Source organism: Chryseobacterium sp. II3a, from assembly GCF_057815135.1.
Genome location: NZ_JBYPZJ010000005.1, coordinates 139,794 through 166,214 on the forward strand (window position 1 = coordinate 139,794; position 26,421 = coordinate 166,214).

General features: G+C 36.1%; 21 protein-coding genes. 3 read left to right on the plus strand and 18 right to left on the minus strand.

Annotated elements, in window-relative coordinates:
* From AC3HD6_RS13785 to AC3HD6_RS13805, 5 genes are all read right to left on the minus strand, one after another.
* On the minus strand, positions 1 to 219 hold the full coding sequence (locus AC3HD6_RS13785; protein WP_488896861.1) for a hypothetical protein: 219 nt from the start codon (positions 217 to 219) through the stop codon (positions 1 to 3).
* Positions 220 to 304: 85 nt separating this feature from the next.
* Complete coding sequence (locus tag AC3HD6_RS13790) at positions 305 to 2,458, minus strand: glycoside hydrolase family 97 protein (protein ID WP_488896862.1); 2,154 nt, start codon at positions 2,456 to 2,458, stop codon at positions 305 to 307.
* A gap of 79 nt (positions 2,459 to 2,537) precedes the next feature.
* A complete protein-coding gene (locus tag AC3HD6_RS13795; RefSeq protein ID WP_488896863.1) occupies positions 2,538 to 3,656 on the minus strand; it encodes a SusE domain-containing protein in 1,119 nt (372 codons plus the stop codon).
* An 18-nt stretch (positions 3,657 to 3,674) separates the two neighbouring features.
* Positions 3,675 to 5,276 (minus strand): RagB/SusD family nutrient uptake outer membrane protein, encoded by a 1,602-nt coding sequence (locus tag AC3HD6_RS13800; RefSeq protein ID WP_488896864.1) that lies wholly within the window; start codon positions 5,274 to 5,276, stop codon positions 3,675 to 3,677.
* A gap of 11 nt (positions 5,277 to 5,287) precedes the next feature.
* Positions 5,288 to 8,071 (minus strand): SusC/RagA family TonB-linked outer membrane protein, encoded by a 2,784-nt coding sequence (locus AC3HD6_RS13805; RefSeq protein WP_488896865.1) that lies wholly within the window; start codon positions 8,069 to 8,071, stop codon positions 5,288 to 5,290.
* A gap of 334 nt (positions 8,072 to 8,405) precedes the next feature.
* On the opposite strand from AC3HD6_RS13805, the gene metG reads away from it, so the two are divergent.
* The gene (gene metG, locus AC3HD6_RS13810) at positions 8,406 to 10,442 is read left to right on the plus strand and encodes a methionine--tRNA ligase (protein ID WP_488896866.1); all 2,037 of its coding nucleotides are present in this window, start codon (positions 8,406 to 8,408) and stop codon (positions 10,440 to 10,442) included.
* 202 nt (positions 10,443 to 10,644) lie between these two features.
* Here metG and AC3HD6_RS13815 read toward each other — a convergent pair whose 3' ends face one another.
* The 7 genes from AC3HD6_RS13815 to AC3HD6_RS13845 form a co-directional block, all read right to left on the minus strand.
* Positions 10,645 to 11,349: a class I SAM-dependent methyltransferase gene (locus AC3HD6_RS13815; RefSeq protein ID WP_488896867.1), complete on the minus strand. Its 705-nt coding sequence runs from the start codon at positions 11,347 to 11,349 to the stop codon at positions 10,645 to 10,647.
* Positions 11,350 to 11,695: 346 nt separating this feature from the next.
* Positions 11,696 to 12,505 (minus strand): siderophore-interacting protein, encoded by an 810-nt coding sequence (locus tag AC3HD6_RS13820; RefSeq protein WP_488896868.1) that lies wholly within the window; start codon positions 12,503 to 12,505, stop codon positions 11,696 to 11,698.
* Between the two features lie 109 nt (positions 12,506 to 12,614).
* Positions 12,615 to 14,825: a TonB-dependent receptor gene (locus tag AC3HD6_RS13825; protein ID WP_488896869.1), complete on the minus strand. Its 2,211-nt coding sequence runs from the start codon at positions 14,823 to 14,825 to the stop codon at positions 12,615 to 12,617.
* A 310-nt stretch (positions 14,826 to 15,135) separates the two neighbouring features.
* A complete protein-coding gene (locus AC3HD6_RS13830) occupies positions 15,136 to 16,728 on the minus strand; it encodes an MFS transporter (protein WP_488896870.1) in 1,593 nt (530 codons plus the stop codon).
* A 102-nt stretch (positions 16,729 to 16,830) separates the two neighbouring features.
* Positions 16,831 to 17,949 (minus strand): HlyD family secretion protein, encoded by a 1,119-nt coding sequence (locus AC3HD6_RS13835; protein ID WP_488896871.1) that lies wholly within the window; start codon positions 17,947 to 17,949, stop codon positions 16,831 to 16,833.
* Between the two features lie 24 nt (positions 17,950 to 17,973).
* Positions 17,974 to 19,284 (minus strand): TolC family protein, encoded by a 1,311-nt coding sequence (locus AC3HD6_RS13840; RefSeq protein ID WP_488896872.1) that lies wholly within the window; start codon positions 19,282 to 19,284, stop codon positions 17,974 to 17,976.
* Positions 19,285 to 19,373: 89 nt separating this feature from the next.
* Positions 19,374 to 20,219: a helix-turn-helix domain-containing protein gene (locus AC3HD6_RS13845; RefSeq protein ID WP_488896873.1), complete on the minus strand. Its 846-nt coding sequence runs from the start codon at positions 20,217 to 20,219 to the stop codon at positions 19,374 to 19,376.
* Between the two features lie 73 nt (positions 20,220 to 20,292).
* Here AC3HD6_RS13845 and AC3HD6_RS13850 point away from each other — a divergent pair, with 73 nt between their 5' ends.
* Complete coding sequence (locus tag AC3HD6_RS13850; RefSeq protein ID WP_488896874.1) at positions 20,293 to 20,766, plus strand: Mpo1 family 2-hydroxy fatty acid dioxygenase; 474 nt, start codon at positions 20,293 to 20,295, stop codon at positions 20,764 to 20,766.
* A gap of 75 nt (positions 20,767 to 20,841) precedes the next feature.
* Positions 20,842 to 21,696, plus strand: a complete 855-nt coding sequence (locus AC3HD6_RS13855) for a DUF4349 domain-containing protein (protein WP_488896875.1) — start codon at positions 20,842 to 20,844, stop codon at positions 21,694 to 21,696.
* Between the two features lie 59 nt (positions 21,697 to 21,755).
* Here AC3HD6_RS13855 and AC3HD6_RS13860 read toward each other — a convergent pair whose 3' ends face one another.
* The 6 genes from AC3HD6_RS13860 to dnaA all read right to left on the minus strand — a co-directional run bounded on the left by AC3HD6_RS13860 (position 21,756) and on the right by dnaA (position 26,288).
* Positions 21,756 to 22,763, minus strand: a complete 1,008-nt coding sequence (locus tag AC3HD6_RS13860; RefSeq protein ID WP_488896876.1) for a hypothetical protein — start codon at positions 22,761 to 22,763, stop codon at positions 21,756 to 21,758.
* 4 nt (positions 22,764 to 22,767) lie between these two features.
* Positions 22,768 to 23,049: a hypothetical protein gene (locus tag AC3HD6_RS13865; RefSeq protein WP_488896877.1), complete on the minus strand. Its 282-nt coding sequence runs from the start codon at positions 23,047 to 23,049 to the stop codon at positions 22,768 to 22,770.
* A 10-nt stretch (positions 23,050 to 23,059) separates the two neighbouring features.
* On the minus strand, positions 23,060 to 23,758 hold the full coding sequence (locus tag AC3HD6_RS13870; protein WP_488896878.1) for an SAM-dependent methyltransferase: 699 nt from the start codon (positions 23,756 to 23,758) through the stop codon (positions 23,060 to 23,062).
* Positions 23,759 to 23,762: 4 nt separating this feature from the next.
* Positions 23,763 to 24,263, minus strand: a complete 501-nt coding sequence (locus AC3HD6_RS13875; protein ID WP_488896879.1) for a DUF4440 domain-containing protein — start codon at positions 24,261 to 24,263, stop codon at positions 23,763 to 23,765.
* A 2-nt stretch (positions 24,264 to 24,265) separates the two neighbouring features.
* Positions 24,266 to 24,718, minus strand: coding sequence for a low molecular weight protein-tyrosine-phosphatase (locus AC3HD6_RS13880; RefSeq protein ID WP_488896880.1), 453 nt, complete (start codon positions 24,716 to 24,718; stop codon positions 24,266 to 24,268).
* Positions 24,719 to 24,833: 115 nt separating this feature from the next.
* Positions 24,834 to 26,288 (minus strand): chromosomal replication initiator protein DnaA, encoded by a 1,455-nt coding sequence (gene dnaA, locus AC3HD6_RS13885; RefSeq protein WP_045495212.1) that lies wholly within the window; start codon positions 26,286 to 26,288, stop codon positions 24,834 to 24,836.
* Between the last annotated feature and the right edge of the window lie 133 nt (positions 26,289 to 26,421).

The window sequence follows — 26,421 nt, forward strand, 5'->3', positions numbered from 1 at the left end:
TTACAATTTAGGCGTTGCTAATAAGAACTGATCAGCCCTATTATAAGCAGCAGAAGCCCCTGATCTGGCTGTTACGCTACAGTTGTCTGGTGATACAATAATAGTAGATCCACCACCAAAAATAGATTTGTATAAATCTACATTTTCAGAAGACTGCATCGCTTTTTTAAGGATGTCCTTTTGTTCTAAGTTACTGGTAATCTTTAATTTCTTTTTCATGATAAAATGGTTTTGGTTAATAATTATAATAATTCTCCAAATATAGATATTTTATCAAACGGAAAAAGAAATTTTTATAAAATAATTACTTTTTCTTAATTGTTATTGCAAAACCACCACTTCTAGCCATTTTAAAATTAATTTTTGATTTGCTTGTGATTGTTTTGTTATAAATATGATAACTCTGAGGATTATCGATATAATCAGCATCTTTTCCATCTTCATAAATGGTTGCCTCGTAAGTCTGTCCTTTATCCAGGAATGAGAAATCTACAGTGTACTCACGTTTGTTTTCATCCGTAATTCCTCCTACAAACCAATTCTCTGTACCTTTTGCTTTTCTTGCAGTGATCACATAATCTCCCGGCTCAGCAGATAAGATTTTCGTATCATCCCAATCAGCGGCTACATCTTTGATGAACTGGAAGGCATCCATATGCTTTTTATAGTTTTCAGGAAGGTCAGCTGCCATCTGAAGCGGCATATACATTGTTACATATAGAGCCAGTTGTTTTGCCAATGTTGTTTTCACGAAACGTTTATCTCCAGGGAAATAATAATCTAGCTTCGTTTGGAAAATTCCGGGAGTGTAATCCATAGAACCACCCATCCATCTTGTAAATGGAAGTACCGTCTGGTGATCTGGTTTGTTTCCTCCGAATGCTTCATATTCTGTTCCACGTGCAGCTTCAGCAGAAATATAGTTAGGATAGGTACGGCTTTCTCCTGTAGGACGCACAGACTCGTGAGAGTTAACCATAATTTTATAGTCGTTGGCTTTTTCAGCAATTCTATAGTAATGGTTAATCGTCCATTGGGAATAGTGATGCTCACCTCTTGGAATAATATCTCCTACATATCCTGTTTTCACAGCATCATACCCATATTTATTCATTGTCTGGAATGCTTTATCTGCCCATCTTTCATAGTTCGTTGCTGAACCTGAAGTTTCGTGGTGCATGATCAGCTTGATTCCTTTTGAATGTGCATAATCGTTCAGCATTTTGATATCAAAATCCGGGTAAGGGGTAATGAAATCAAAAACAAACTCTTTAGAGTGCCCGAACCAGTCTTCCCAACCAATGTTCCAGCCTTCGATCAATAGTCCCTGGAATCCATTTTCAGCGGCAAAGTCAATGTATTCTTTAACTTTTGTGTTATTAGCTGCATGTTTTCCGTTTGGAGTTAATTTTGCAAAGTCCGTTTTACCTAAATGAACATTTTCAGCTGTAGAATACGCCCACTGAGATTTCCCAATAATCATTTCCCACCAAACTCCCATGTATTTTGTTGGGTGAATATAAGAGGTATCTGTATATTTTGTAGGTTCATTCAGGTTAAAAATCATTTTGGAATCCATCACCTCTTCTGCTTTTGGGGCAACAATAATTGTTCTCCAAGGCGTTACTGATGGAGTTTGGATATATCCTTTTGCTCCCTGTCTGTCAGCAGTCAGGTGTGTTTTGAACTTAAAGTTCTGAGCATCTACTTCAAGATGTGAAGCTGGATAGTCTAATACGGCAGCTTCTGCAACGTTGATATATAAAGGTGTTTTACCTTCTTTTTTCAGCATTAATGGAGACTGAACTGCATTTTTTACCAATGTCTGAGAGGCGTTGGCATCAAATGCTTTATCCCATTTTGCCGGAATTTCAGAAACTTTTGTTTCCTGATACTGATATTCCTGAGAATCATAGTCTGCTACCATCCACCAAGCCTTCATATCGGTTGGAAAATCAATTTCAGAATCTTCTTCTCTGATAACGAAATAATTAAGGTTTTTCTGTTGTGGAAATTCGTATCTGAATCCAAGTCCATCATTGAACAATCTGAACTTCACTACAATACTTCTTTCTGTAGAAGCTTGATTTAGCGTAACTGCTAATTCATTGTAGTTGTTGATATAATTTTTCTTTTCTCCAAGAACCGGCTGCCAGGTCTCATTTTTGGAGTCTCTTTTTTCATCTACCTTTGCAAAACCGTTGTTAAGGTCGTATTTTGCATCTTCTGGTTTGGCAATTTCAGAAGCAAATTTTATGGCTGTGTCTTTAAATAATCTCAATCCCAATTTTGAATCTTCTACAACCACCGCACCGTTGTATTTCAGATTATAGAAAGGAACTCCGTCTTTTAACTGGAAGTTCATTTCAAATTTACCGTCCGGCGATTTTAAAGATTGTGCTTTTACTCCTGTAAACATCATTGAGAGCAAGAGTGCTCCAACTGTAATTTTCCTCATAATGACTATTTATTAACTTAAAAAAATAGATAAAGTGCTGCGGTAAAGCAGCACTTTGCTTTTATAAACTTAATGTTTCTTACAATTTTGTAATGGTTAACTTATAATATGCTGAATTATGTAAATCCAATTCAATTTTATAGTTACCTGCTTCTGAGACTTTATAACCTGGATCATCAGCTACTGTTCCTTCAGCATTAAAATAGGTTTGCACCCCTTTTCCTGAAGTTAAAGTCTCATCATTTTTACTAGGCTGGAATTTCATTGTCCAGTCATCATTAGCTCTGAATTTGAATAAACCTGTACTGTTTAGGGCAATGGAATTGATTACAAAAGTTTTTGTAGTAGGATTGTAAACAAAATCTGTATCTGAACCCCATCCTGTAGGAGTTGCATCCCCTATAATTCCGAAGTTGGCCAGTACTGAAGTATAAGTATTGGCAGCCCAATCTACCTTAATATAATAAGTCCCTATTGCGGATGCTTTTATGTTATCTCCATCCAGTTTTAATTTTCCGGAATTGGAACCATCATCACCTTTATTCCCAGGCCAATCCTGATTTATAGCAAACTTGTATTTCCCATCTTCAACACCAGCAACCGTATTGATCCATATAAATCCTCTGTATTTATCATTTTTTTCAGGAGAATACAAATTAGGAGTATTAGCTGGATTCCAATTGACATAACCTGCTGCACCAGCATAGCTACCAGGTACATTGATTTTTGGATATACCAAATCCGGGTTAGGCGTATAAGGGGTTACCTTAAGTGCTATTACGTTGGAATAAAAAACCGCTGATCCTACAGAAGTTTTCAGTCTTACCTCAATATCGTTGACAAGATCCGGTACTGCTCCAATATTAAACATTGCAGTATTTATTGCCGCATGAGTAACGGGAACAGATGTTAAATCATTGGAAAAATCTATTACTGAACTTTTTTTGAAGTTATCTCCCTTTAGTCCAAATTCTATTTTTTGATTAGGAACGACAGCAATATTAAATGTTGGTTTTGTCCAGGTAAATGTAATTACAGGGACATTTGCATTAAGTTCGTTAAGAACTATTGCATTTTTATCAGAAGAAATTTTACCTGTTGCTGTTTCATTAATAACAGCCTGATCTTCATCTTTCTCACAAGATATAAGCCAAGTTCCGATAAAAGCTATTGCCAGTATTTTAAATATATTTTTCATTTTTAAGCAATATTTTAATTAATATCCAGGATTTTGAATCAGATTAGGATTTGCAACGATATCTTTTGCTGGGATTGGGAAAAGATTTCTATAGCTTTCTACAGCTTTTCCATCTTTTACATTTCCTTTCCATGGCCATAAATAATCTCCTGTTGTAAATTTATTGAAACGCACCAAGTCGCTTCTTCTGGTTAACTCCCAAGATAACTCCCTTGATCTTTCATCTAAAATGAAGTCAAGGTTTATAGAAGACACATTACCACTTGTATTGCCATAAGCACGTTCTCTCAGTTTGTTCACATAATCAATAGCAGTAGCCTGGCTTCCACCAGTTCCTCCTCTAAGAACAGCCTCAGCGTACATCAAGTATATATCAGCTAAACGATATAAAGGGATATCAGCTTCAACCCAGTTGGTATGAGCTCCAGGAGACCCATTGCTTTTTATATTTTTATATTTAATAAATGCATATCCATCGTTGAAAGAACCAAGATCATTGATTTCCAAATTCTGTCCGGATGTATAGAATCTTCCTCTTTTATCGCTGCCATTTGCCGGAAAGAGCCCTACAAAAGCTTTAGTAGCTCTAAGACCTCCCCATCCAACATTTATTCCGAAATCAGAAGAAGGCATTGTTCCTCCAACTGCTGCGTGTACCATATAGGTAGTTCCTCCGTTGGTTTGTGTATTGATCCCATCAAAATTCACACTTAAAATCTGCTCGGGGTTATTGATATTATTATCCGCAAGGAATAATTCTTCATACTTTGGTTTCAATGAATAACCTGCTGCAATTACTTTATTACAGTATGTGATACAGTCTGTATTTCTCTGTGTTCCCGTATATACTTCAGCATTTAAGTATAGCTTTGCCAACAATGCCCATACAGCTGCTTTATCTGCTCTTCCGTACTCATTAGTTTTCGGATCTTTTAATTCTCCAGCAACAGCTAACAATTCTGATTCGATAAAGTTAAACAATGCTTTTCTCTCAATTCTTTGCGGGGGATTTTTAGAGCCCGGCAAATAGGATTCGTCCACAAAAGGAACATTTCCGAACATATCTATCGCGTGAAAATACGATTGAGCTCTCAAGAAACGAGCTTCCGCTCTCATTAATTTCGCCTGTGTAATATTATCTCCGGTAATCCCGTTGGATGCCAGTTTTTCATCTGTAACATTTCTTAAAAATTCATTACAAAATGCAATTTCAGTAAAAACTCTGTAATACATGGCGGCAATGAACTCATTGGAAGAATCCCATGTCATTTTATGAAGTGTATGAAGGTTTCCATCATTCCACCCAATCACAGCTTCGTCAGTAGTCACTACGTTCAGGTTGTACAATAATCTGGTATACTGGGAAAAACCACCATTGATTCCATTAATATCACTATCCGGCTGGTCTCCGTCCCCACTGATCTGACCTCCCATCGCAAGGCCTCCATAAAGCTTTGCCAGAACATTTTTATAGTTAGCAAAATCTTTATAAAGACTTACTGAAGTAACATCTGTTATTGGTTCTCTTTCAAGATCTTTAACACAAGAGGAAGCAGTTAACAAAAACGCTGCAGAAAGAGGCAATACTATATTTTTAAGTTTGATTCTATTTAGTTTCATTTTATTCTTATTTAAAATTGGAAATTAAAACCTAAAGAATAAATTCTAGGCATTTGATAATAACCATTGTCTATCCCACCAAAAACTTCAGGGTCTACTCCTGAATATTTAGTGATCACAAAAACATTCTGAGCCATTCCATATACTTTCAGATTACTTCCCTTAGAGAAAATCTCCCCAAAATTATATCCGATATTGATATTATCCAATCTCAGGAATGAGGCATTTTCAACATAAATATCTGATTTATACTGAGGAACAGAAAATCTATACTGTGGTGCTGTAGCAAATACATTTTGAAGATATTCGTTTGTAGATGCAGACTGTAAAGAACTGTTTGAAGCAGCATTATTATATACATAGTTTCCTAGCACGGCTCTTGCACTTAATGCAAAATCCCAATTTTTGTGAGAAACCTTAGTAGAGAAACCTAAAATAGCATCTGGAGTAGTGGATTTGTAATAATACATATCTCCTTGAGTAATCTTCCCATCTCCATTTCTATCTACATAAGCTCCATCAACCGGTTTACCATTAGCATCATAAACTTGCTGATATACCCAGAATGCATTAGGAGCATATCCCACAGCATGAGCCTGAATCCTATTTCCTGCTGCTCCTTCTATTCCTCCAACTTCCATATTGAAGAATTCATCAGCTCTGTCTTTAAGCTTAGTAATTACCGGTTTGTAATGGGTAGCATTAAAACTTACTTCCCAGGTTGTATTTTGATTTTTTACCGGAATTACCGTAATACTTCCTTCAATCCCTTCATTTTTCATATCGCCCACATTCTGCCAGCTTGCATTACTCAAACCTCCAGCTGCTTCGTCAGCATATACAAGAAGATCTTTGGTATCTTTTCTGAAGACATCTATTGATCCTGTAATTCTATTCTGAATAAAGCCAAAATCTAATCCAAGGTTTTTCGTTGTTGTCGTTTCCCAAGTAAGATTTGGATTGTAGTTGGCTGGTCTGAACATAAAATAGAATTCATTTCCGAATTGATAGCCTGCTCCTGGATAACTGGGATTGTAAGCAGCAAATGCAGGATAGTTATTAGGTTTATTACCATTAATACCAAGCGCTGGTAATTCCTGCTGTCCTGTTTTACCCCATCCTGCTCTCAGTTTTAAAGTACTGATCGAGGATATATTTTTGATAAAACTTTCTTCATTTAGTTTCCAAGCAGCAGAAACTCCTGGGAAAACACCCCATACATTATCTCTTGTCCCATTAAAGAACCTTGATGAACCATCTTTACGGATAGATCCAGATAAAACATATTTATTATCTATTGTGAAAATTGCTCTACCATAGAAAGACACTAATGTATTTCGGCTGGCAAAATCTAGATCTGTTACATTATTTCCGTTTCCTCTATAGGTTACTGCCCCTGGAATAGAAATCTTGAAATCCTGATACGAATACCCTGCAGTAATATCAACCCCAGTGTTAATGGCTGATATAGTCTTCACATAGTTGAAGTAAGTTTCCAATAACTTATTATTCTTTTCCATAGAATAAAAATTGGAGCTTCCTCTGTCATCATAACCGGATTTATAATTTCCGTCCTTCACTTTATGTCCTTCACTCTTTGTGTAATCATATCCAGCATTCACGTTAAAGCGAAGATCCGGAAGGAAGTGAAATTTATAGTCTAACTGAATGTTCCCTAATCCTCTGGTTACAGAAGAGATATCACGAATGGCGTTGAGCATAGATACTGGATTGGCATTGGCATTACCATTCAGTTTATTGGTTAGAACATTATCTTTGTTTTCTGTTAAGAACCATTCATAATACCCTCCATTCCCTGGTACTGCATTTACATTATCATAAACAGATTGTGTAGGATCAAAATAAGTAGCAGCTTTAATCACTCCGCCATCTACAAATCTGTTATCCGTAAAAGTTCCTTTAGCATTAATGTTTACAGTTAAATGATTATCAAATAATTTAGGGTTAATATTCAAACCAACAGAAGTTCTTTTAAAGGAATTTGTCTTCACAATACCATTCTGTTCATTATATCCTATAGATAAACGATAAGGCAGCCCTTTGATTCCGCCTGAAAAAGCGACATTATTATCGGTTCCCCAAGCCTTTTGATAAATAAGATCCTGCCAATTGGTATTTGATTCCCCAAGCCTTTTTCTATAACTCTCTGATGCATTAGCATTTACAAAGTCTCTGAATTCATCAGCATTAAGTACATCTACATTTCCCATTTTTGTAGACACAGAAGCTACCGTTGAGAAATTTACCTTAAATCTTCCTGCACTTCCTTTTTTAGTAGTTATCAAAATAACCCCGTTAGAAGCTCTGTTACCATAAATTGCAGTAGCTGAAGCGTCTTTTAAGATATCAAAGGTTTCAATATCATTAGGATTGATAAGAGCCAATGGATCTGAAACACCATTTACTCCCACAAAATCCTGTGGTACTCCATCAATTACAACAAGTGGAGAGTTTTCACCACTTAAAGAAGATGTTCCTCTGATTCTGATTTTTGTACCCGATCCAGGGGCACCACTATTATTGGTAACCTGCACTCCCGGTGTCTTGCCCTGGATAAGCTGTCCTGCTGAGGTTGCCCCTCCGTTAAAATCCTTCGCGGTAACGGAAGTGATAGAACCAGTAAGGTCAGATTTTTTCTGTTTACCATACCCGATCAATACAACTTCTTCAATCTTCTTTTCCTGAGGAACGGAGTCCTTAGTCTGCGCATGCATTACTGTACTTGCCAGTAAAAAAGCAGGCGCTATTTTTAATGCCGTTGTAAAATTCTTCACAATTTTATTTTTATAGTTTCGTTTTTCAGTCCTGTTTCTGGCCTATCGCCAGTGTTGCAATTTAAAAAAAAATTAGAATTATCATAATTTTAATATAAATTATGAAAAAATTATGTATATTACGAAACCGTTTTTAGTTAAAATTTTACGCTTCAAGATCTTACACGATAGTATGCGATGCATAATATTTGTTTTGAGTTAACAAAAAGTTAAACACTAGTTTAACTTAATTTCATATTCAACTCCCTAAAACCACAACATTCTTCATAATAACACCACAAATAGCGGTATTCAAGAGATAATCCTTATCTTTGCAGTCAAAACTTTACTATAAATGTCAAACAGAAAGATGATTACGGCAGCTTTGCCTTATGCAAACGGTCCGGTTCATATAGGACATTTGGCAGGTGTTTATATTCCTGCGGATGTTTACGCAAGATTTCAGAGAAGATTAGGGAAAGATGTAGCATTTATCTGTGGTTCAGATGAACACGGCATTCCTATTACCATAAGAGCTAAAAAGGAAGGAGTTACCCCTCAGGATATTGTGGACAAATACCATGGGATTATTAAAAAATCTTTCGCTGATTTGGGAATCTCATTTGATGAATATTCCAGAACAACATCACAAAACCATTATGAAACCAGTCAGGATTTTTTCAAAGTTCTTTATGAAAAAGGAAAATTTACGGAAGAGGTTTCTGAACAATATTTTGATGAGCAGGCAGGAGAGTTCCTTGCAGACCGTTATATTGTAGGAACATGTCCGAACTGTGGTAATGAGAATGCTTATGGTGACCAGTGTGAGAAATGTGGCTCTACCCTTTCTCCATCTGAATTGATCAATCCGAAATCAATGCTTAGTGGAAACGTTCCTATCCTTAAAGATACGAAGAACTGGTATCTTCCTCTTAATGAATATGAAGACTTCTTAAATGAATGGATCATTGAAGGCCACAAAGATGACTGGAAGCCTAACGTATACGGTCAGGTTAAATCATGGTTAAATGATGGGTTAAAGCCTCGTGCCATGACAAGAGATCTGAACTGGGGTGTTCCGGTTCCACTTCCTAATGCCGAAGGAAAAGTTCTTTATGTATGGTTTGATGCTCCCATCGGATATATTTCTTTTACTAAAGAATGGGCCGAGAAAAACGGAAAAGACTGGAAAGATTACTGGCAAAGCGAAAACAGTGACCTTGTACACTTTATCGGAAAGGATAATATTGTATTCCACTGTATCATCTTCCCAGCGATGATGAAAGCGCACGGAGATTATATCATGCCTAAGAACGTACCTGCTTTTGAATTCCTGAACCTTGAGAATGATAAAATCTCAACCTCAAGAAACTGGGCGGTATGGGCTCATGAATATGTAGAGGATTTCCCTGGCCAGCAAGATGTTTTAAGATATGCATTGCTTTCATCAGCTCCTGAAACGAAGGATAATAACTTCACATGGAAGGATTTCCAGGCTAAAAATAACTTCGAATTAGTTAATAAATTCGGAAACTTTATTAATCGAGTTATTTCTTTCACCAATAAGAATTTCGAAGGAAAAGTTCCAAATGGAATTTTAGATGAAGAAAGCAAAATTGCAATTAAAAATGGAATAGCAGAAGTAAGTAATCATCTAGAAAAATACGAATTCAGAAATGCTTTAAGTGCATTTATGAGACTTGTAGATTACGGTAACTTATATCTTCAAAATGCTGAACCTTGGAAAACAATAAAGAACGACCCCAATGAGGCTGGGCAAGCAATGTTCGTTGGAGCACAAATTGCAGCAGTTGTCGCTCAATTATGCGAACCATTCATGCCGTTCTCAGCAGAAAAATTATTTGGATATTTCAATATTGAGAAAAAAGATTGGAATGATTTAAAAAATACTGAGATCCATATCGAAGCTGGACATAAGATTGAAGAAGCTCCTTTACTATTCAACAAAATTGAAGACAATGTAATTGAAGCTCAGATTCAAAAGCTTGAAGACACCAAACAAAATAATAAGAAAACCAACCCTAACGCTAATCCAATGAAAGAAGAAATCACTTTTGATGATTTTACCAAAATAGATCTTAGAACAGCTACTATTTTAGAGGCTGAGAAAGTAGAAAAAGCAGATAAATTACTAAAACTTACTGTGGATACGGGAGTAGATGTAAGAACTGTAGTTTCAGGTATTGCAGAAAGCTTTACGCCTGAAGAAATAGTTGGAAAGCAGGTAATGATCTTGCTAAACCTTGCTCCAAGAAAGATCAGAGGAATTGAATCACAGGGAATGTTGTTATTAACGACTAAACCGGATGGTAAATTATCTTTCGTAACACCGGATGACAGCAATGTTGAAAACGGTATTGAGATCGGATAATTTCTCATTTACAATAAAGGATAAAGGCTGTTTCTATAGGAAGCAGCCTTCTTTTTTGCGAGCAGAATAGTTTTATATTCTCTCGCAGATCCCACAGATTTCGCAGATCATTCCGAAATAAGTTTTGGGTAAAGCCAATGGAAAGGATGCAAAAAATAGAACGGGCTAAAGCCCGTTTCCATTAAATTTCGTTAAAAATATTTTATTTCTTAGTCAGTTTTGCTAAATAAGAATCTTCGTCTTTCAATACTCTTTCTATTTTGAAACCATTATTTGTGGCAGCATTTTTCAAGGTATTGAAATCAAGGTAAAGCCATGTGATAGGATTTTCAGATTCACCTTTATAATGAACAACATATTCCAGTTCTCCGTAATATCCGCCGGCAGGAATGTATACTCCACCATCTTTATCACGGTCAAACATATAGAGAATATCCGTACTGTCGATCAGAATCTGCCCATCTTCATTCAGTAATGTCCCTAATTTTTGAAGATAAATATCAATTTTGGATAATCCCTCAAAGATTCCAGTCCCATTCATCAATAGTAAAATAGTGTCGAATGTTTCTTCTGAAAAATCAAGGATATTCTTACAAACAGCCTTTTTAACGCCTCTTAATCCACAAACTTCAATAGATTTCGGAGAAATATCCAATGCCGTAACATCAAGATCAGCCTCATTCTGAAGATACAAAGCATGTGAACCGGCTCCGGCACCAATATCCAACACTTTTCCTTTGGATAGCTGTAATGCTTTTTGCTCAATATCATTCATCTCTTCAAAATCCCTGAACAAATAGTCTACAGGAAGTTCATCTAACTCAGAAATTGATGTTTCCGTCTGTAGGTCTTCAGAATTCTCATCATGATAATAATCCCAGATGGCTTGGCCCATTAAATCTTTCATAGTGCAAAGATACGGCTTCAGGGGGTAATGTTCAAAGCCCATGGTTCAGAGTTCAGGATTTAAAGTTTAAAATTGCAAGGTTTGTAAGGTTTGTAATGTTTTCATTATAACTCTTTCTCAGATCTTCATTATATGCATTATTATAACGCAATAGATCGCAATGCTTTGAAAATGCTCATGCTTTTTCTAAGATCGCAAAGGTGTTCCACTCAGCAATGAAACAGTTTAAGTTTATATCTTAGCTGAATGAAATGCCTCTGCGAACGAAATCATTTTCAAGTTTAATAAAAATCTTTTGCGATCTCAGCGTTAAAAATATTGGAAAATTTCCTTACCAGAACTCAGTTTATGCTATTGATTCCTTTTCCTCGTGTCTGTCTGCTTGTGACTCGTTTTCTGCTTTCCCTGCCTTCCAGTAAGAAAAAGCGTAGAGCTCTTTGGACGTCCAGTTCTTTTCTTTTCGAAGATAAGTACGTATTTCTTTAACACTTGAGAATTCACAAGCCACATACCCGAATTTTGATGTTTCGGGAATTTCAATATTTTTTACTGCCTCAGCAATTTCACTACTGATTTCCGGTTGGGAATTATGAAGCCATTTAAACTCAATATCAGCTTTTGTTTCCAATATTTGTTCATCTTCTTTTCCATGGACTTCAATAATACAAATTCCTTTTGCCGTTTCCGGAAGGGTTTCTAAAATAGCACTCAAAACAGGAATTGCCGTAGCATCCCCTGCCAATAAATACCACTCTGCTTCAGGATACAGTTCTTTTCCATCCAGGCGCATCATTACTCCAAGTTTTGTTCCTGCTTCTGCTTCCCGCACCCATTTTGAGGCCGGACCTCCGTCTCCATGATCTACAAAATCAATGAACACTTCATTTTTTTCCAGATCAATCCCTCTATGGGTATAGGTTCTGATAGATGGAGCCACTTCTTTGGGCGGATATACCCATTCATCATTTTCTATAGTTGGAAAGTGCACTTCGTTTAATCCCGCCGGAGGAATCGCAATTTTATTATTATCTCCAATCGTCGTATTTTTAAACAAATGAACTTCAGGAGAATACAGATACACTCTGATATAATGATCGGTAATGTATTCTTTTCTGGTGACTTCGGCAATGAACTGCCCTGTTGAAACTTGAGCCATAACTGAATTAATTTTTTAAGTTAAAATCCGGCTTCCGATCAATATCAGAAACCGGATTTGTAGAAAGTATTTGATTCAGACTAAGGCATGATAACCCTAATCCTCTTTTTTAAAATTCAAAAGTATAAGACAGGTTAAATGTTCTGCCTCTTCCTTTATAATTAAACAATGCAGGTATTCCGTAGCTTGAATATAAAACCTGAGAACGCTTGCTCCAGATGGTTTGATAGTCTGTATTGAACAGATTCTGAATTCCGAGGTTCAATTTTCCAAACTGGAATCTGTAGCCTATCATAAGGTCTGATGTATTGTATCCTTCAATCTCATTCTTAAGTTCATCCTTCTGCTTGAAATTCTGTAAAGACTGGAATCTGAATGACCAGTTTTTTACGTTATATCCAATGTAGGTTACCAATTTCGAAGGTGAAGCATTGTAAATTTCCTGTTTCTGCCATTCTCCTTTATTGTCTACTTCAGATTTGATTAATAATCCGCTTGCTCCGAAATAAACGCCATTGTTCATAGCATAAGAAATCTCAGCTTCGATTCCCATATTTCTTAATTTCAGATCATTCACAAGAATCTGGAATGTTTTTCTGTCTACGGTAACGGTTTTATCTGAATTGCTTAAGAACCCTGCAATCTGAGCTCTCAAGCCGCCTTTATTAATACGGTACCCTACTTCAAACTGATTGGTTTTAATGGCTTGCAGGGGTTGATCTTTAACATTAATGCTGGAGACAACATCCCAATGTGTTCCATTTAACTTATAAGTTCCTATTCCATAATATTTAGCCGGGTCTGCCAAGCTTACTCCTTGTGAGAATGTACCCCAAGCCTGATGATGTTCGTTGAATTTATATAGCAACCCGGCATTCGCCAAAGTTACATTATAAGAACTCTCACCGCCTGGAATCGCAGATGCTGACTGCCCATATCCCGCTGCAATCTGAGTCTGCTGTTCTGATCCCACAAAATCATCTACTTTTACTTTAATATTCTGATAACGAATTCCTCCGTTAAGCTGTAATTTTGAAAGAATATTATATTTTGCCTGAACATATCCTGCATAACTTTGTGAACGGTTGGTAGGATACCTGCCAAGACTAAAAATGGTTTCATTGATAAGCCCTCCGCTTGACATTGTTTTAGCAACATCATAAACAGATTGGGTTCCTTCAAATTTTTCAAAGTCAACATCTACTCCATAGGTTACATTTAACCCTCTCCATGATTTAGATAACAAGGCCTTCAATCCTGAATAATAGGTATCCTGTTGTGAAGAAGACATATAAGGAATTGTTGTTTTTTCCAGCTTTAAATTTCCTGGGAATGGATAGAATCCAAGTTTTTCGGTACGGGTAGCCAACTGAACATATAGATCCTGCCCACCAAGAATATTATTTCCTGTATAAGCTACTGTTCCCATATAACGTTCTGTTCCCACATTTTTATCGGAAGAGAAACCATCTCTCATTTCCAGTAAACTCCCGTCTTTCTTAATAAAGGCCCCCAGGTTTTCTCCTAAATACAAACTTCTGTCTCCATTAAATTTTGAATTGTAGTATTGAAGGGAAGCTGTTATTTTGTGTTTATTATTGAATTGATACCCTCCTGTTGCCAAGATATCAATCGATTGGTTATACTGAAGATCGGTTTGGGTAATATCTGTAAAAAGCTGCTTCTGATCTGCTCCATATACTCCACCATTTTGCTGGTAAGCAACTCCCAATCTACCGAAGAACTTCTCTCCTTTTCCTGAAATGGATTGTGCAGCACGGAAATCATGATCATCTTTTCCCATAAAACCTGAACGTACTCCCAATTCAGTTTCACCGCTTATTCCTTTTTTGGATGGTGTTTTGGTAATGATATTAATGATCCCGCCTGTTGCATTTCCACCATAGATAGAGCTTGCTCCGGAAAGCACTTCTATTCTTTCAATATTAAACGGATCAATGGCATCCAGCTGGCGGCTGATTGCACGGATACTGTTCAAAGAAACTCCATCAATCATTACCAGTGCAGAACGTCCTCTCATGTTCTGTCCATAGTTTGTTCTTCCTTGTGGTCCGATATCCATACTTGGAATTAAAATGGATAACATTTCTTTAATTGGAACTCCACTTTTGGCTTGTTCCTGAATTTTTTCTTTCTGCACTACCCAAACGGTACCGGGAATTTCAGAAATTTTGGTAGGTTTTCTTGATGCTACGATAACAACATCTTCTATGCCTTTAGAGGCTACAGAATCCTTAACAGTTTGGGAAAACATCAATCCCGATGCTAATAGACCTATGAATGCGTACTGCTTTTTCATTCCTGCAAATCAAAGTTTTATAATCCCGCAAAGATAAATCTTATTTAGAACTAATAAAAATAATAAAAGATGAAATTTTTCTTTTTTTATAAAAAGGTAGGAAGATGGGGGCTGGGGGCTGGAAGTTATCTATGTCATGAATACAGCTAGAAGTTATCAAAACTTCTTTGTGGCAATTTTCTTACGTTGAGCAATAGCTGTTGACCGTCTATCATAACTTCCCTCATCCAGCCTCCAGCTTCCCGCCTAAAAATCATAAGATCCCAGCCCAACGAAGGACCAGGATCTTACTGTGAAAAACAAGGTATCTTTACATCGCAGGCCCAGCTGCGTCTTTTATTTCTTCTAATAATTTTTTGCGTTCACGAAGTCTTCTTCTGGCAATAACAGATTTACCACCAAGTACTCTGATAAATCTGAAATACTGGAATCGCTTGGCCCCGAAATGATGTGTGAATACATAAATCAAAACCCCAAAACCAATCAGAATGATAAATCCGAATATCTTTTTAGTGGCTATAATAATAGCATTGAGCTGAATGGCTTTCATATTAGCCATTACATTTTGAGGATTTACAGTCATTCCATCCATATAGACAGCCAGATCTCCTATCGCTGTAACCTGAAAACGGTACTGAAGCCATGAAAACAATGTTGAAAAAATGCCTACCGCTAAAAAGGTTCTCCAAACTAATACCAATCCGATAGCAGCCAGCATTTCGTCCATTTCAAGTTTATCCAGCGTGTAAAACCATACGGAAATAAACAATGAACACATTCCATAGCCTTTTAAAAACATAGGCAGATACCAGTTATCATAATTGAATTCCAATACCATGGAAAAATACATAATGATTGCATAGCCTATCATCCCTGCAAACCCTGAAAAAATATACATTTTCAATGGTTTTTCTTTTTTAAACCAGAATATAGCAATGATTCCAGCCAAAACGATTCCTGGAATCATCATCATGCTCAGTTTCGCATTGGTTAGCTGGTCATATCCTAAAACTCCTACGGCAAAAGTATTCTGAAGGGTAGCTGTTCCTAAGAACATTCCCAGCCAGAACAACATAAATAAACCGTTCTGGACATTACTTTTTGTGAAAATTTTAAATGAAAGATAAGGTCTTTTTAAAGTTAATTGCCGAATAGAAAGCAATGCAAAACTCACAAAAGCTGCAATACTCGCATTAATGATATTCTTTGAATTCAACCAATCCTGCTGTCTTCCGAATGCATACACGTACGCAGAAAACATAAAGGTTGAAATGAAAAGCAGGATACTCAGCCAGTCGATATAATGCAATGGAACTTTCAGGGCAAAGTATTTGTTATGCATGAAAATCCAGTGTATCAATGCTAAAATAAAGCATAAAACCGAAGTAAAAAGATAGAACTGCTGCCAGTTGTATAGTAGTGAAAACTCAGCGGCATAATACACTGCCACCTGGTTCATTACCAGAACAAATGTATAAAATGCTCCATAAAATATTCCACGGTTTCCGATCATGACCATTAATGGAAGAAACAGTTCTATGGTCACCATCATTTTCATGAATCCGATAAGCAAAGAAGTAAATACGAAGATCATAGGCTGTAATGTCGTCGCATTGATATAGCTCATCAAACCTAATAGTACCAACAGAAGTACCATTTTGTCCCTAACTTTGAATCTCATTTTAATTCTGAGAACTACAGGCATACAGGCTCCCATCCCGATTGTGGTTGCATAATTGGCCCACATAAAATATTCTGTCATCGCTCCGGTACCACTTACCAAAGAGCTGATATTCCCCGTATATACCCCGCCAAGCGGCATTACCACGGCAAGCAGCAATACAATCAGCAGAAGTTGTACAGGTTTAGGAACCCAGTCGTTATATAATCCTTTGTTGTACATATTTTAGATGTTAGATTACAGATATCAGATAACAGACTTTACCAATTCAGCCTTTAATCTTTATTCCACATATCAAGTCTGGAATCTGACCTCTGATATCTTTTAGTCTTTATTAATGTTCACATTCATATTCATACCTGCACTTAGCTTATCCAGATCTTCTTTTTTATTAGAAGCTGTAAATTCAATTCTTACAGGGATTCTTTGCTGTACCTTAATGAAGTTCCCGGTAGAGTTATCTGTTGGGACGTTTGAATATCTTGATCCCGTAGCTGCTGATACCGCAGTTACTACTCCTTCAAATTGTTTTCCGCCCAAAGCATCTGCTGTCATCATCATCTTCTCTCCTACTTTAATGTTAGGCATCTGGCTTTCAAGGAAGTTGGCTGTTACCCATTTCTGCCCGTTCAATACGATAGTTGCCACTTGCTGGCCTGGTTGGATCAACTGCCCCTCAGAAATGGTTCGTCTTCCCATTACTCCATCATAAGGCGCAGTAATTACGGTATAAGAAAGATTAATTCTTGCCATATCCAAAGCAGATTTTGTTCTTTTGATCTCTGCATCATTGATACCTAATCTGCTTTTCACTTCTGTCGTGGAAAGATTGGCAGATTGCTTTTGATTGACTAATGTCTCATAAGCTGCCTTTTGAGCATCATATTCTGTTTTTACCTGATCGTATTGTTGTCTCGTTACGGCTTCTGCAGATAAAAGATTTTTGTATCGGTTCAGGTTCTGTTCAGCATTCCAAAGTCTTGCTTTTGCCCCTGCTATGTTAGATTCCATTACATTGACGTTATTGGAAACCGTGTTTACCGAAGAGCTTGTTGCACTTTTTTGAGCCATTGCATTTTGATAAGCTGCTTCAGCCTGTCCTAGTTGTGTCAGGATTTCACGTTCATCCAAAATCACCAGTGTATCTCCTTTTTTTACTCTTTGGTGTTCAATAAATTTAATCTCTTTGATATAAGCAGAAACTCTTGTATTGATCGGGTTGATGAATTCTTCTACCTGTGCCGCTTCCGTATACGTCTTGTTTCCGATATGGAAGTATTCACGGATCAGCCAGAATAGTCCGAATCCGATCACCAGAAAAACGATAATATTGGAAATGATTGCTCTGATTTTATTCTTTTTATTCTGCTTTTTTTTGCCCTCTCCGCTTGGTCTTGCTGGAGCAGGTGTTGTATTTTGAGTAGTTTGTTCCTTGTTTTCCATTGTGTTGATTTTCAGTTTTAAAAATTAAAGTGTTCCCGTAGATTTCAAAAGGTTATAATATTGATACAAAACATTGATCTCCGCATTGGCATAATCCAGTTCTGATTGTAGTTTCTGGTTTTGTGCATCAATCATTTCTGCCTGCACAGCCAATTGGTTCAGATATTTGGCTTCAGTAATTTTGTAGTTTTCCTCCGCCAGTCTTTTGGAATCATTCAGGATATCTGCCTGTTGAATCGCTTCCTGATATTTTGTATAGGCAGCATTCACACTCATATCTACATTCTGCTGTACCAAGGTCATGGCATCATTCGCCTGATTCTTCTGCAGTTCTCCTAATTTTACCTTTTCTTTTGTTTTATACAGGGTATCGATATTGTAACTAAGAGAAACACCTGTCTGCCATCCTCCTGAATACATATCCAAGACAGGATTTCTTGTAGTAATGGGTCTTTGTAAGGTATATCCACCGAATCCTGCCACGGTAGGCAGATTATCCGTTTTAATAATCTCAATATTCTTATCGGCTACCGCAATATTTTTCTGTGCTGATTTCAACATTGGACTGCTGTCATGCGCAAGGGTCATATAATAATCCATTCCGATTCCCGATTCCTTGTTTTCCAGGCTTTCAGTAGGAACAATTTCTGTATCAGAAGATAAACCTAAAGCTACATTTAAATTATAATTAAGGATTTTTCTATTATTAGAAAGCGTCAGAATTCCCTGATCAAGATTCTTAAGGGCAAGCTCACCACGAATCACCTCATTTCTGGTTACCATACCCTGCTGATAGAACTTCTGAATATTTTTAAGACGCTCCTGAGCTAACTTTTTGTTGTTTTGAAAAACTTCTTCCTGGTTGATAATCTTATAAACATCCAGGTAGTTTGAAATCACTAAAAATTTCACATCCTGCTTGTTCTTTTCCAGATCCAGTTCAGAAAGCTGCTCACGAAGCCCTGCCATTTCAATGGATTTATTCACCAATCCGCCTTTAAAGATCAGTTGTGTTGCCTGAACGGCATATGAACTCCCATAATGGGGCATCGGAACTTTTGTAGAATTAGAGAAATCTTTATCGATGGCTACTGCATCTCCTAAATAGAATTGGCTTGTAGAAGCCGTGATGGTTGGAAGCTTCTGAAGCTTTGCAACACTGATATTCTGTTTGGCAATATCAATATTCTGAGCTGAAACTTTCAACTGCTGATGATTCTGGACTGCCAGTTCGGCAACCTCACCTGCGGTCATCTGTTTTACCTGTTGTGAAAAAAACAGCGCAGGAAAAGCTGCTATCAGAACTGATAGTGCTGTTTTTATTTTCTTTGTCATTGTACCTTGTTTTACAGATGCAAAGTTAGGGCAACAACAAAATCAATCAAATGTTTGATTTTTGGAAAAAGATGTTCAAATGTAAGATTCTAGTTTTCGAACTGATGTCTGTATTGTCTTGGACTCACTTCCAGATGCTTTTTAAAAAAGTGAGAAAATGCATACTGATCGCTAAAACCAAGGATTGATGAAATCTCAGAAACCGGTTTACTGGAAGAGTTTAAAAGCACTTTTGCTTCATTGATTACAATCAAAGCGATGATATGACTTGCTGTTTTCCCTGTAACTTCTTTGACCACGGATGACAGATGTCTGGTTGTAATAGATTGCCGCTCGGCATAGAATTCTACGGTTCTTTCTGTAAGATGATATTCTGAAAGATCTGTGAGGAAAACAAAAACAATCTCTTCCTGTCTGGACATCTGGTTCATTGAATTGTTATCTTCTTTCGAAATAATACCCGCCATCTGATAACAGAAAACAGAAAACAGATGTTCCACCATTTCTTTTTTGTACAGCATCTCCGTTTCAGAATCAAGGATGTATTTCAGAAAATTAACGCTTTTCCATACCACTTCCATTTCATCTTCCGGAAAAGGCACTCCTTTATTCATCTGCTGCCTGAAATATCGATAGGTAATCAGTCTGTTGAATTTTAAAGACAAAGCAGAAATGAATTCTCTTTTATAGGAAACCATTCTGGACTGAAAATCATCGCTTACCGCCACTACTTCATAAATGGTTTGCGGGTCAGTTACCATAAACATATTGGCAGACACCTCCAAATCACTGAAGTGCTGGCGAAGTTTTATGGTTCCTGATTTAATAAAAATAAATGCCGGATTTTCGGGCCGGAAGGGTTTATCAACGGCAATTCTCTCAAAAATATTACGTTCTGTAGAAATTTCTACTCCGAACTTTTCTAAGGCAGACATAAGACAAATGTAAGCAATCTTACCACCGATTACAAAATTTTATTATTTTAGCATTCATCCAATTCCTGTCAGTATGAGAAAGGTTGATTTATTATTTGCAGAATATAGTAAGAGCCATAGAAATGCGACTAACAAGTTCATTCATTGGTTTTGTGTACCTTTAATCTTTTGCTCTATTCTAGGGTTTATTTCCCTTATTCCTTCACCACATTTCTGTATTTCTTATTTTGGATGCATCAGTATCATCAGTTTTATGGCAATAATATTTATCAGTTTATATTATATAAGACTTTCTTTCCTTATTGGACTGATTATGATTTTTATAATGCTTCTTGCTGAACATTTTATTTATCTGACCAATATTAGTTTGGGTAAGCGATCCTGGATCGTTTATCTCAGCGTTTTTGTCATTACCTGGATCCTTCAGTTTATTGGTCATAAAATTGAAGGTAAAAAGCCTTCTTTTCTTAAAGATATTCAGTTTTTACTAATCGGGCCGATATGGCTTTTAAGCTTTATTCTTAAAAAGACCGGGATCCGATATTAACTTCTTTTAAATAATTACAGTACACTTGTTTATCTAAGCATGGTTTTTGATAGTATTCATGAAAAATTAATTTTCATGAGAACAATACTGTTATTTTTACTTTTTCTTGCCTTTATCAATTGCAGCAAGTCTGGTGGTGGTGATCATTCAGTTAATGCTGACCTTGCAGAAATGATAGTAGAAGAAAAGGCTCCACCTCCTCCTGCATCCGTTTCTGAAAAGCTACTTTCTGATAACAAATCTTCCACATCTACTGAAATTAAAAAAGATACGATATCCCGCAAAATCATCAAAAATGGGAATATGAGAATTCAGGTTGGTGATGTAAAGACAGCACAAACACTGGTTAATGAAATTTTAAAAAAGAACCATGCCTATATCCAAAAAGAAGAATTTCAAAATACAGATGTAGATGAAAGTCTTGATTTCACTATCCGTGTTCCTCATAAAAATTTTGACACACTCGTTAATTCATTTTCGGATGGGATAGGTTCAGTGTTATCAAAAAATATTTCATCAGATGACGTAACAGAGGAATATACTGATATCTCTATAAAACTAGCTAACAAAAAAATATATCTTGAAAAGTATAGGGATATGCTTAAAAGTGCCAAAACTACAAAGGATATGTTGGAAATCCAGGAAAAAATCCGTGGTCTAGAAGATGAAATTGATGTTGCCGAAGGAAGACTTCGTTTCATTGATGACAGAGTGAATTACAGCACATTAAATCTAAGCTTATATAAAGAAAAGGTAAGAAGTTCTGCTACCTCTAAAATTGGATTCGGAAGCCGATTTATAGATTCCCTGACAGAAGGCTGGAACAGTTTTGTAGCCTTTATATTAGGCATCATTTCCTTCTGGCCTTTCTTCTTGATAATTCCTCTGGTTATTTTCCTATGGAAAAAATGGAAAAAGAGAAAGTTGTAATTTTTTCAATATAAACATACGTAAGAAAGCCGAATCTCAATAGCGATTCGGCTTTTATTTTATTGGGCATATTTTGTCGGAAGATCCGGATAAACATCTTTTAATGGAATTGTTTTTCCGGCCTTGGATATTTCAGCTTTCGGAAAAGCATTTTTAAACAATTTAAAAGTAATAACTATAGGTTCACTATCTTTTATCTGATTCAGGGCTTTAAAAGCATCTAAAATTTCCTGGCTGTCAAAAGAATAACTGCTTCCGTACCTCTGTGTATTTCCCCAGTCTACTAATATTCTATCCGGGATATTTCTTAGTTTCACATCCTTAAAAGTTTCATCGTCAACTTTCATTGATTTGCCATCAAAAGCATAGGCTGAAATTTCAGAAATTTTCTCGGAGTTTTCAGTTTCAATGTTCACTGCCCACGAATATTTTTGAGTAAAAAGATCAGAATACTCTGAGACTCCTCTCAAAGAAGGGAAATCATTATATTCCTTTTTTTCATATTTACGATATACCAACATTTTCAGCGTTCCTTGAACTTCTTTTGCTTGAAAACTTTGAATTAGTTTTGATCTAAAATTCCTATTTCCCTGCTGTTCAATCATTAAAGAGATCTTACCTTTCGTTTGAATTTCCATCTTTATATCTGTTCCTTCGTTCTTGCTTTCCAAAGAATTCTGCATTTTTTCCAAGGGAAGCCTTGTATTCAATTGATAAAACTTCTTCTCCTCAACAGAAAAATATTTAATGGATAAAGAATCTGGCAACAGATTATTTTGAGACCAAAAATAGGCAGAATCAACTCCTTTTGAAACAATTAATTTTGGAGAATCAAAATGTAATGTATTTTTAGAATGATTAAACGTATTGATAAAAACAGCATCAAGGATCTTAAGCATATTTGCTTTTTGATCTTTTGAATTCGGGGCTTTACTTACAATCTTCGCTGTCCAGCTCACTTTATTAAATTCCTTTTTTTTCAATAGGGTAATTCCATAAATAAAGAGCAGCACAATAAAAACGCCTACCAGACAAAAATTCAGATAATCTATAACTGTTTTCTTCATACTCTTAGTGTTGATAAGCTCTTCCCAGAGCGCCCAAATAAGACAATGCTACAAATACCAAAAGGGAAATGATTACAATAAAGAACGTAAAATACCTGAACGATTTTTTATAACTGGATTCTCCGAGAAACAGGTTAAGAACAATAGAAACAGTTGGAATCAAAAAACACATAAAGGCTAAGGATAAACCTCCTCCCATCTCAAAATCTACATAATCCAAGTAATTGATAAGCAATATCTGAATACAAAACAATAGAAAAACAGTAAGAAACGGGTTATTTTTCATTATTGATTTTTTATTTTCCTAATACAAATACAGCAGGCACTTTATGGAGTTCAGGCTTTTGTTTTTGCCAGTCTTTAATCGTTTTTGTCTTGATAAACTCATGCTCCGGATCATTGATATTGGCAGCGATACAAAGCTTGGTATTAGGAGACAGGAACTTAGTAAGGTCTTCAATAAGCTGATTATTTCTGTAAGGAGTTTCCATAAAAATCTGGGAATATCCTGTTTTCTGTACCAGGCTTTCCAGATGCTGAATCTGCTTCTTTTTCTCTCCTTTCTCAATCGGAAGATACCCGTTAAAAGTAAATTCTTGTCCGTTAAACCCACTTGATATTAAAGCCAAAATAATAGATGAAGGTCCTGAAATAGGAACTACCTGAATGTTTTTCTCATGACACCATTTCACCATCAGATTTCCCGGGTCTGCAATACATGGCAGTCCTGCTTCTGAAAGCAATCCGAAATCCTGCCCTTTCAACATCAGCTGTTGAGCTTCTTTGATATCGGCATTTTCGGTATACTTATCCAGTAAAAACAGTTTCAAATCTGCCTGCTTTTTTTCGGGAGCAAAGAATTTAACAACCTTTCTGGCCGTTTTTTCATTTTCCACGAAGAAATAGTCCGTTTGCATGATATATTCCTTAATAACAGGTGCAAAATGGGTAATAGAAGTGTTTTCTGATAAATAAGCAGGGAGTAAAAAAAGCATTGTTTTATTTTTTAGTTCTTTCGTTTAGTGATGGTTGTGGGAAATATTTTGCAAGATCCATAGAAAATGTAACAGAGGTTATTTTCCAGATTCCATTGATTTTCATCAATGTCCAGATTTCTTTTCCCCAGTTTTCCATTTTACCGTCATACCAAAAACTGTAATCGAAATTGGCAGAAGCTACGGCTCCATCTTCAACGATTTTAATATTGTCAAATTTTTCTTCGGATTTATCATCTTTAAAGCCTTTGATGAAAGCTTTATAATCATCAGCAAAATAATATTCTGCCTTGGGATTTTTCTCCAGACGTTTCGCCTTTGTTCTGTCTTTATAAATTCCCGTCCAGAGCACTGGTTCCTGGAATAAAGACAGATACTTGGTTTCATCTCTGGTTTTAATGCTTTCCATAAAGTCATTCATTACTTTACGTATTTCTGTTTCATCCTTGGTTTGTGCAAAACAAAAATTAAAGCTTACAATAAGTAATAATAGTAGTTTTTTCATGGTTATGGTATTAGGATTTGGTTTCTGATAGCATCACATCCCTTTTCCAAAAGCTGGAAAACATTTTCGAAATCATTCATATCTCCCCAATAAGGATCCGGAACCTCAGCATTGTTATGATCTCCCAATACCTCCAGAAATAATGATATTTTTTGGCGTTCTTCTTCATTTTTAGCTTTGGAAACAACATCTTCAAGCACATCTATATCCATACAGTAGATCTTATCAAAAGTTTCATAATCTGCTCTAGTAATAGGTCTTGACCTTTGCTTGGAAATATCAATACTATGGTTGGCCGCAGTTTTAATGGCTCTCTTATCCGGATGTTCACCTTCATGCATAGAAATTGTTCCAGCAGAATCTACCATAAAGCTTTCTGGTACTTTTGATTTCATAATTCCTTCTGCTAAAGGGCTTCTGCATATATTTCCAAGGCAAACCATCAGGATATTCATAATCTGATATTTAATAAATTAAACTGCAATCAATATGTATTGCTTCAACAAAACTAAATAAAAAATGAAGAATACAACTATTCTTCATTTTTAAATATTTTAGCTTAAGATCATCCTACTGCTTAATTCTTTCGGTAAGATCTTTAACGTATTTCTTGATTTCTTTATCTATTTTAGACACATCCTTGATCGTGTCACAAGCATACATTACTGTAGAATGGTCTTTTCCACCCATTTCTTCACCAATTTTAGTGAATGTAGAGTTGGTAAACTCTTTAGAGAAATACATGGCCAATTGTCTTGGTAAAGCGATTTCTCTTTTTCTTGTTTTGGACAGAAGCTGCTCTTTTTTGATTCCAAAATAATCGCAAACCACTTCCTGAATATAAGGAATATTGATCACCTTCTTTTGGTTGGCTGCAATTCTGTTGATGGTTTCTTTTAATAATTCAAGACTTAAATCTCTCTTATATACTGTAGAATATGCAATTACCGAGTTAATAACCCCGATTAATTCTCTTACGTTTGTTTTCGTTTCAACAGCAAGGAAGTCAAGCATGTCTCCAGGAAGTACAATCCCGTCTCTGCTTAGTTTGTCTTCAATGATTTGTCTTCTTGTAGATAAATCCGGAGATTTGATTTCTGCAGAAAGTCCCCATTTGAAACGGGAAACAATCCTGTCCTGAATATCCATAATATCTGCAGGTGCTTTATCAGAAGTAAGGATAATCTGCTTTCCATTTTGATGCAGGTGATCAAAAATATGGAAGAAACTGTCCTGTGTTGCTGATTTTCCTGATAAGAACTGAATATCATCAATAATCAATACATCTACCATTTGATAGAAGTTGGCAAACTCTGTCTGCTTATGTGCTTTCGCTGCAGAAATAAACTGCTGGATAAATTTTTCTGAAGATAAGTAAAGAACTACCTTGTCCGGAAACTGATTCTTTACTTCAAGACCAACTGCCTGGCCTAAGTGTGTTTTCCCAACTCCATAACCTCCATATAAGAATAATGGGTTGAATGCTGTAGCTCCTGGTCTCTTTGCAATAGATCTAGCTACAGTTGCAGCGAATTTGTTGCTTTCTCCTTCTACATAGCTATCAAAAGAATAATCTGGTTTCAGATTAGAATCAATATTTACTTTTCTAATTCCAGGGACCACAAAAGGGTTTACAATATTAGCTGAGAATCCTTGTGGCATTGTTTCCTGTGTTTTTGGAGTAGGAACACTTTGTCCCTTCATATTCATGGTAACCGGCTTTTCTTCACCTTTTGGTCTGTTCTCCATTACAGAGTACCATAATTTAACTCCTTTTCCTACATTTTTCTTCAGGGCAGCAGAAAGTAAGGACAAGTAGTTATCCTCTATATATTCCTTGTAAAAATCGCTCGGTACGATCAATGTAAGGTTATTAGACACTAATGAAAGTGGCTGTACCTTATCAAATAACATATCGAAAGATTTTTCAAGTTTTTTCAGGTCAGAATTATCTTCAGCTGCGTTCAAGTTATCGCGCATAAACTGAAGGCACTTCTGCCATATCATCATTAAATTGTCATCCATTTTTATGCCCTGATTATTCTTTTGTTTGTACTGTTTTTAGAAGGGAGACAAAGGTCCAATTTTTTCTTTTTAAAAAAAAATATTGCAGGTATTGATTATTTAAAAATATATTTGTATGTATAATTTAAGACCT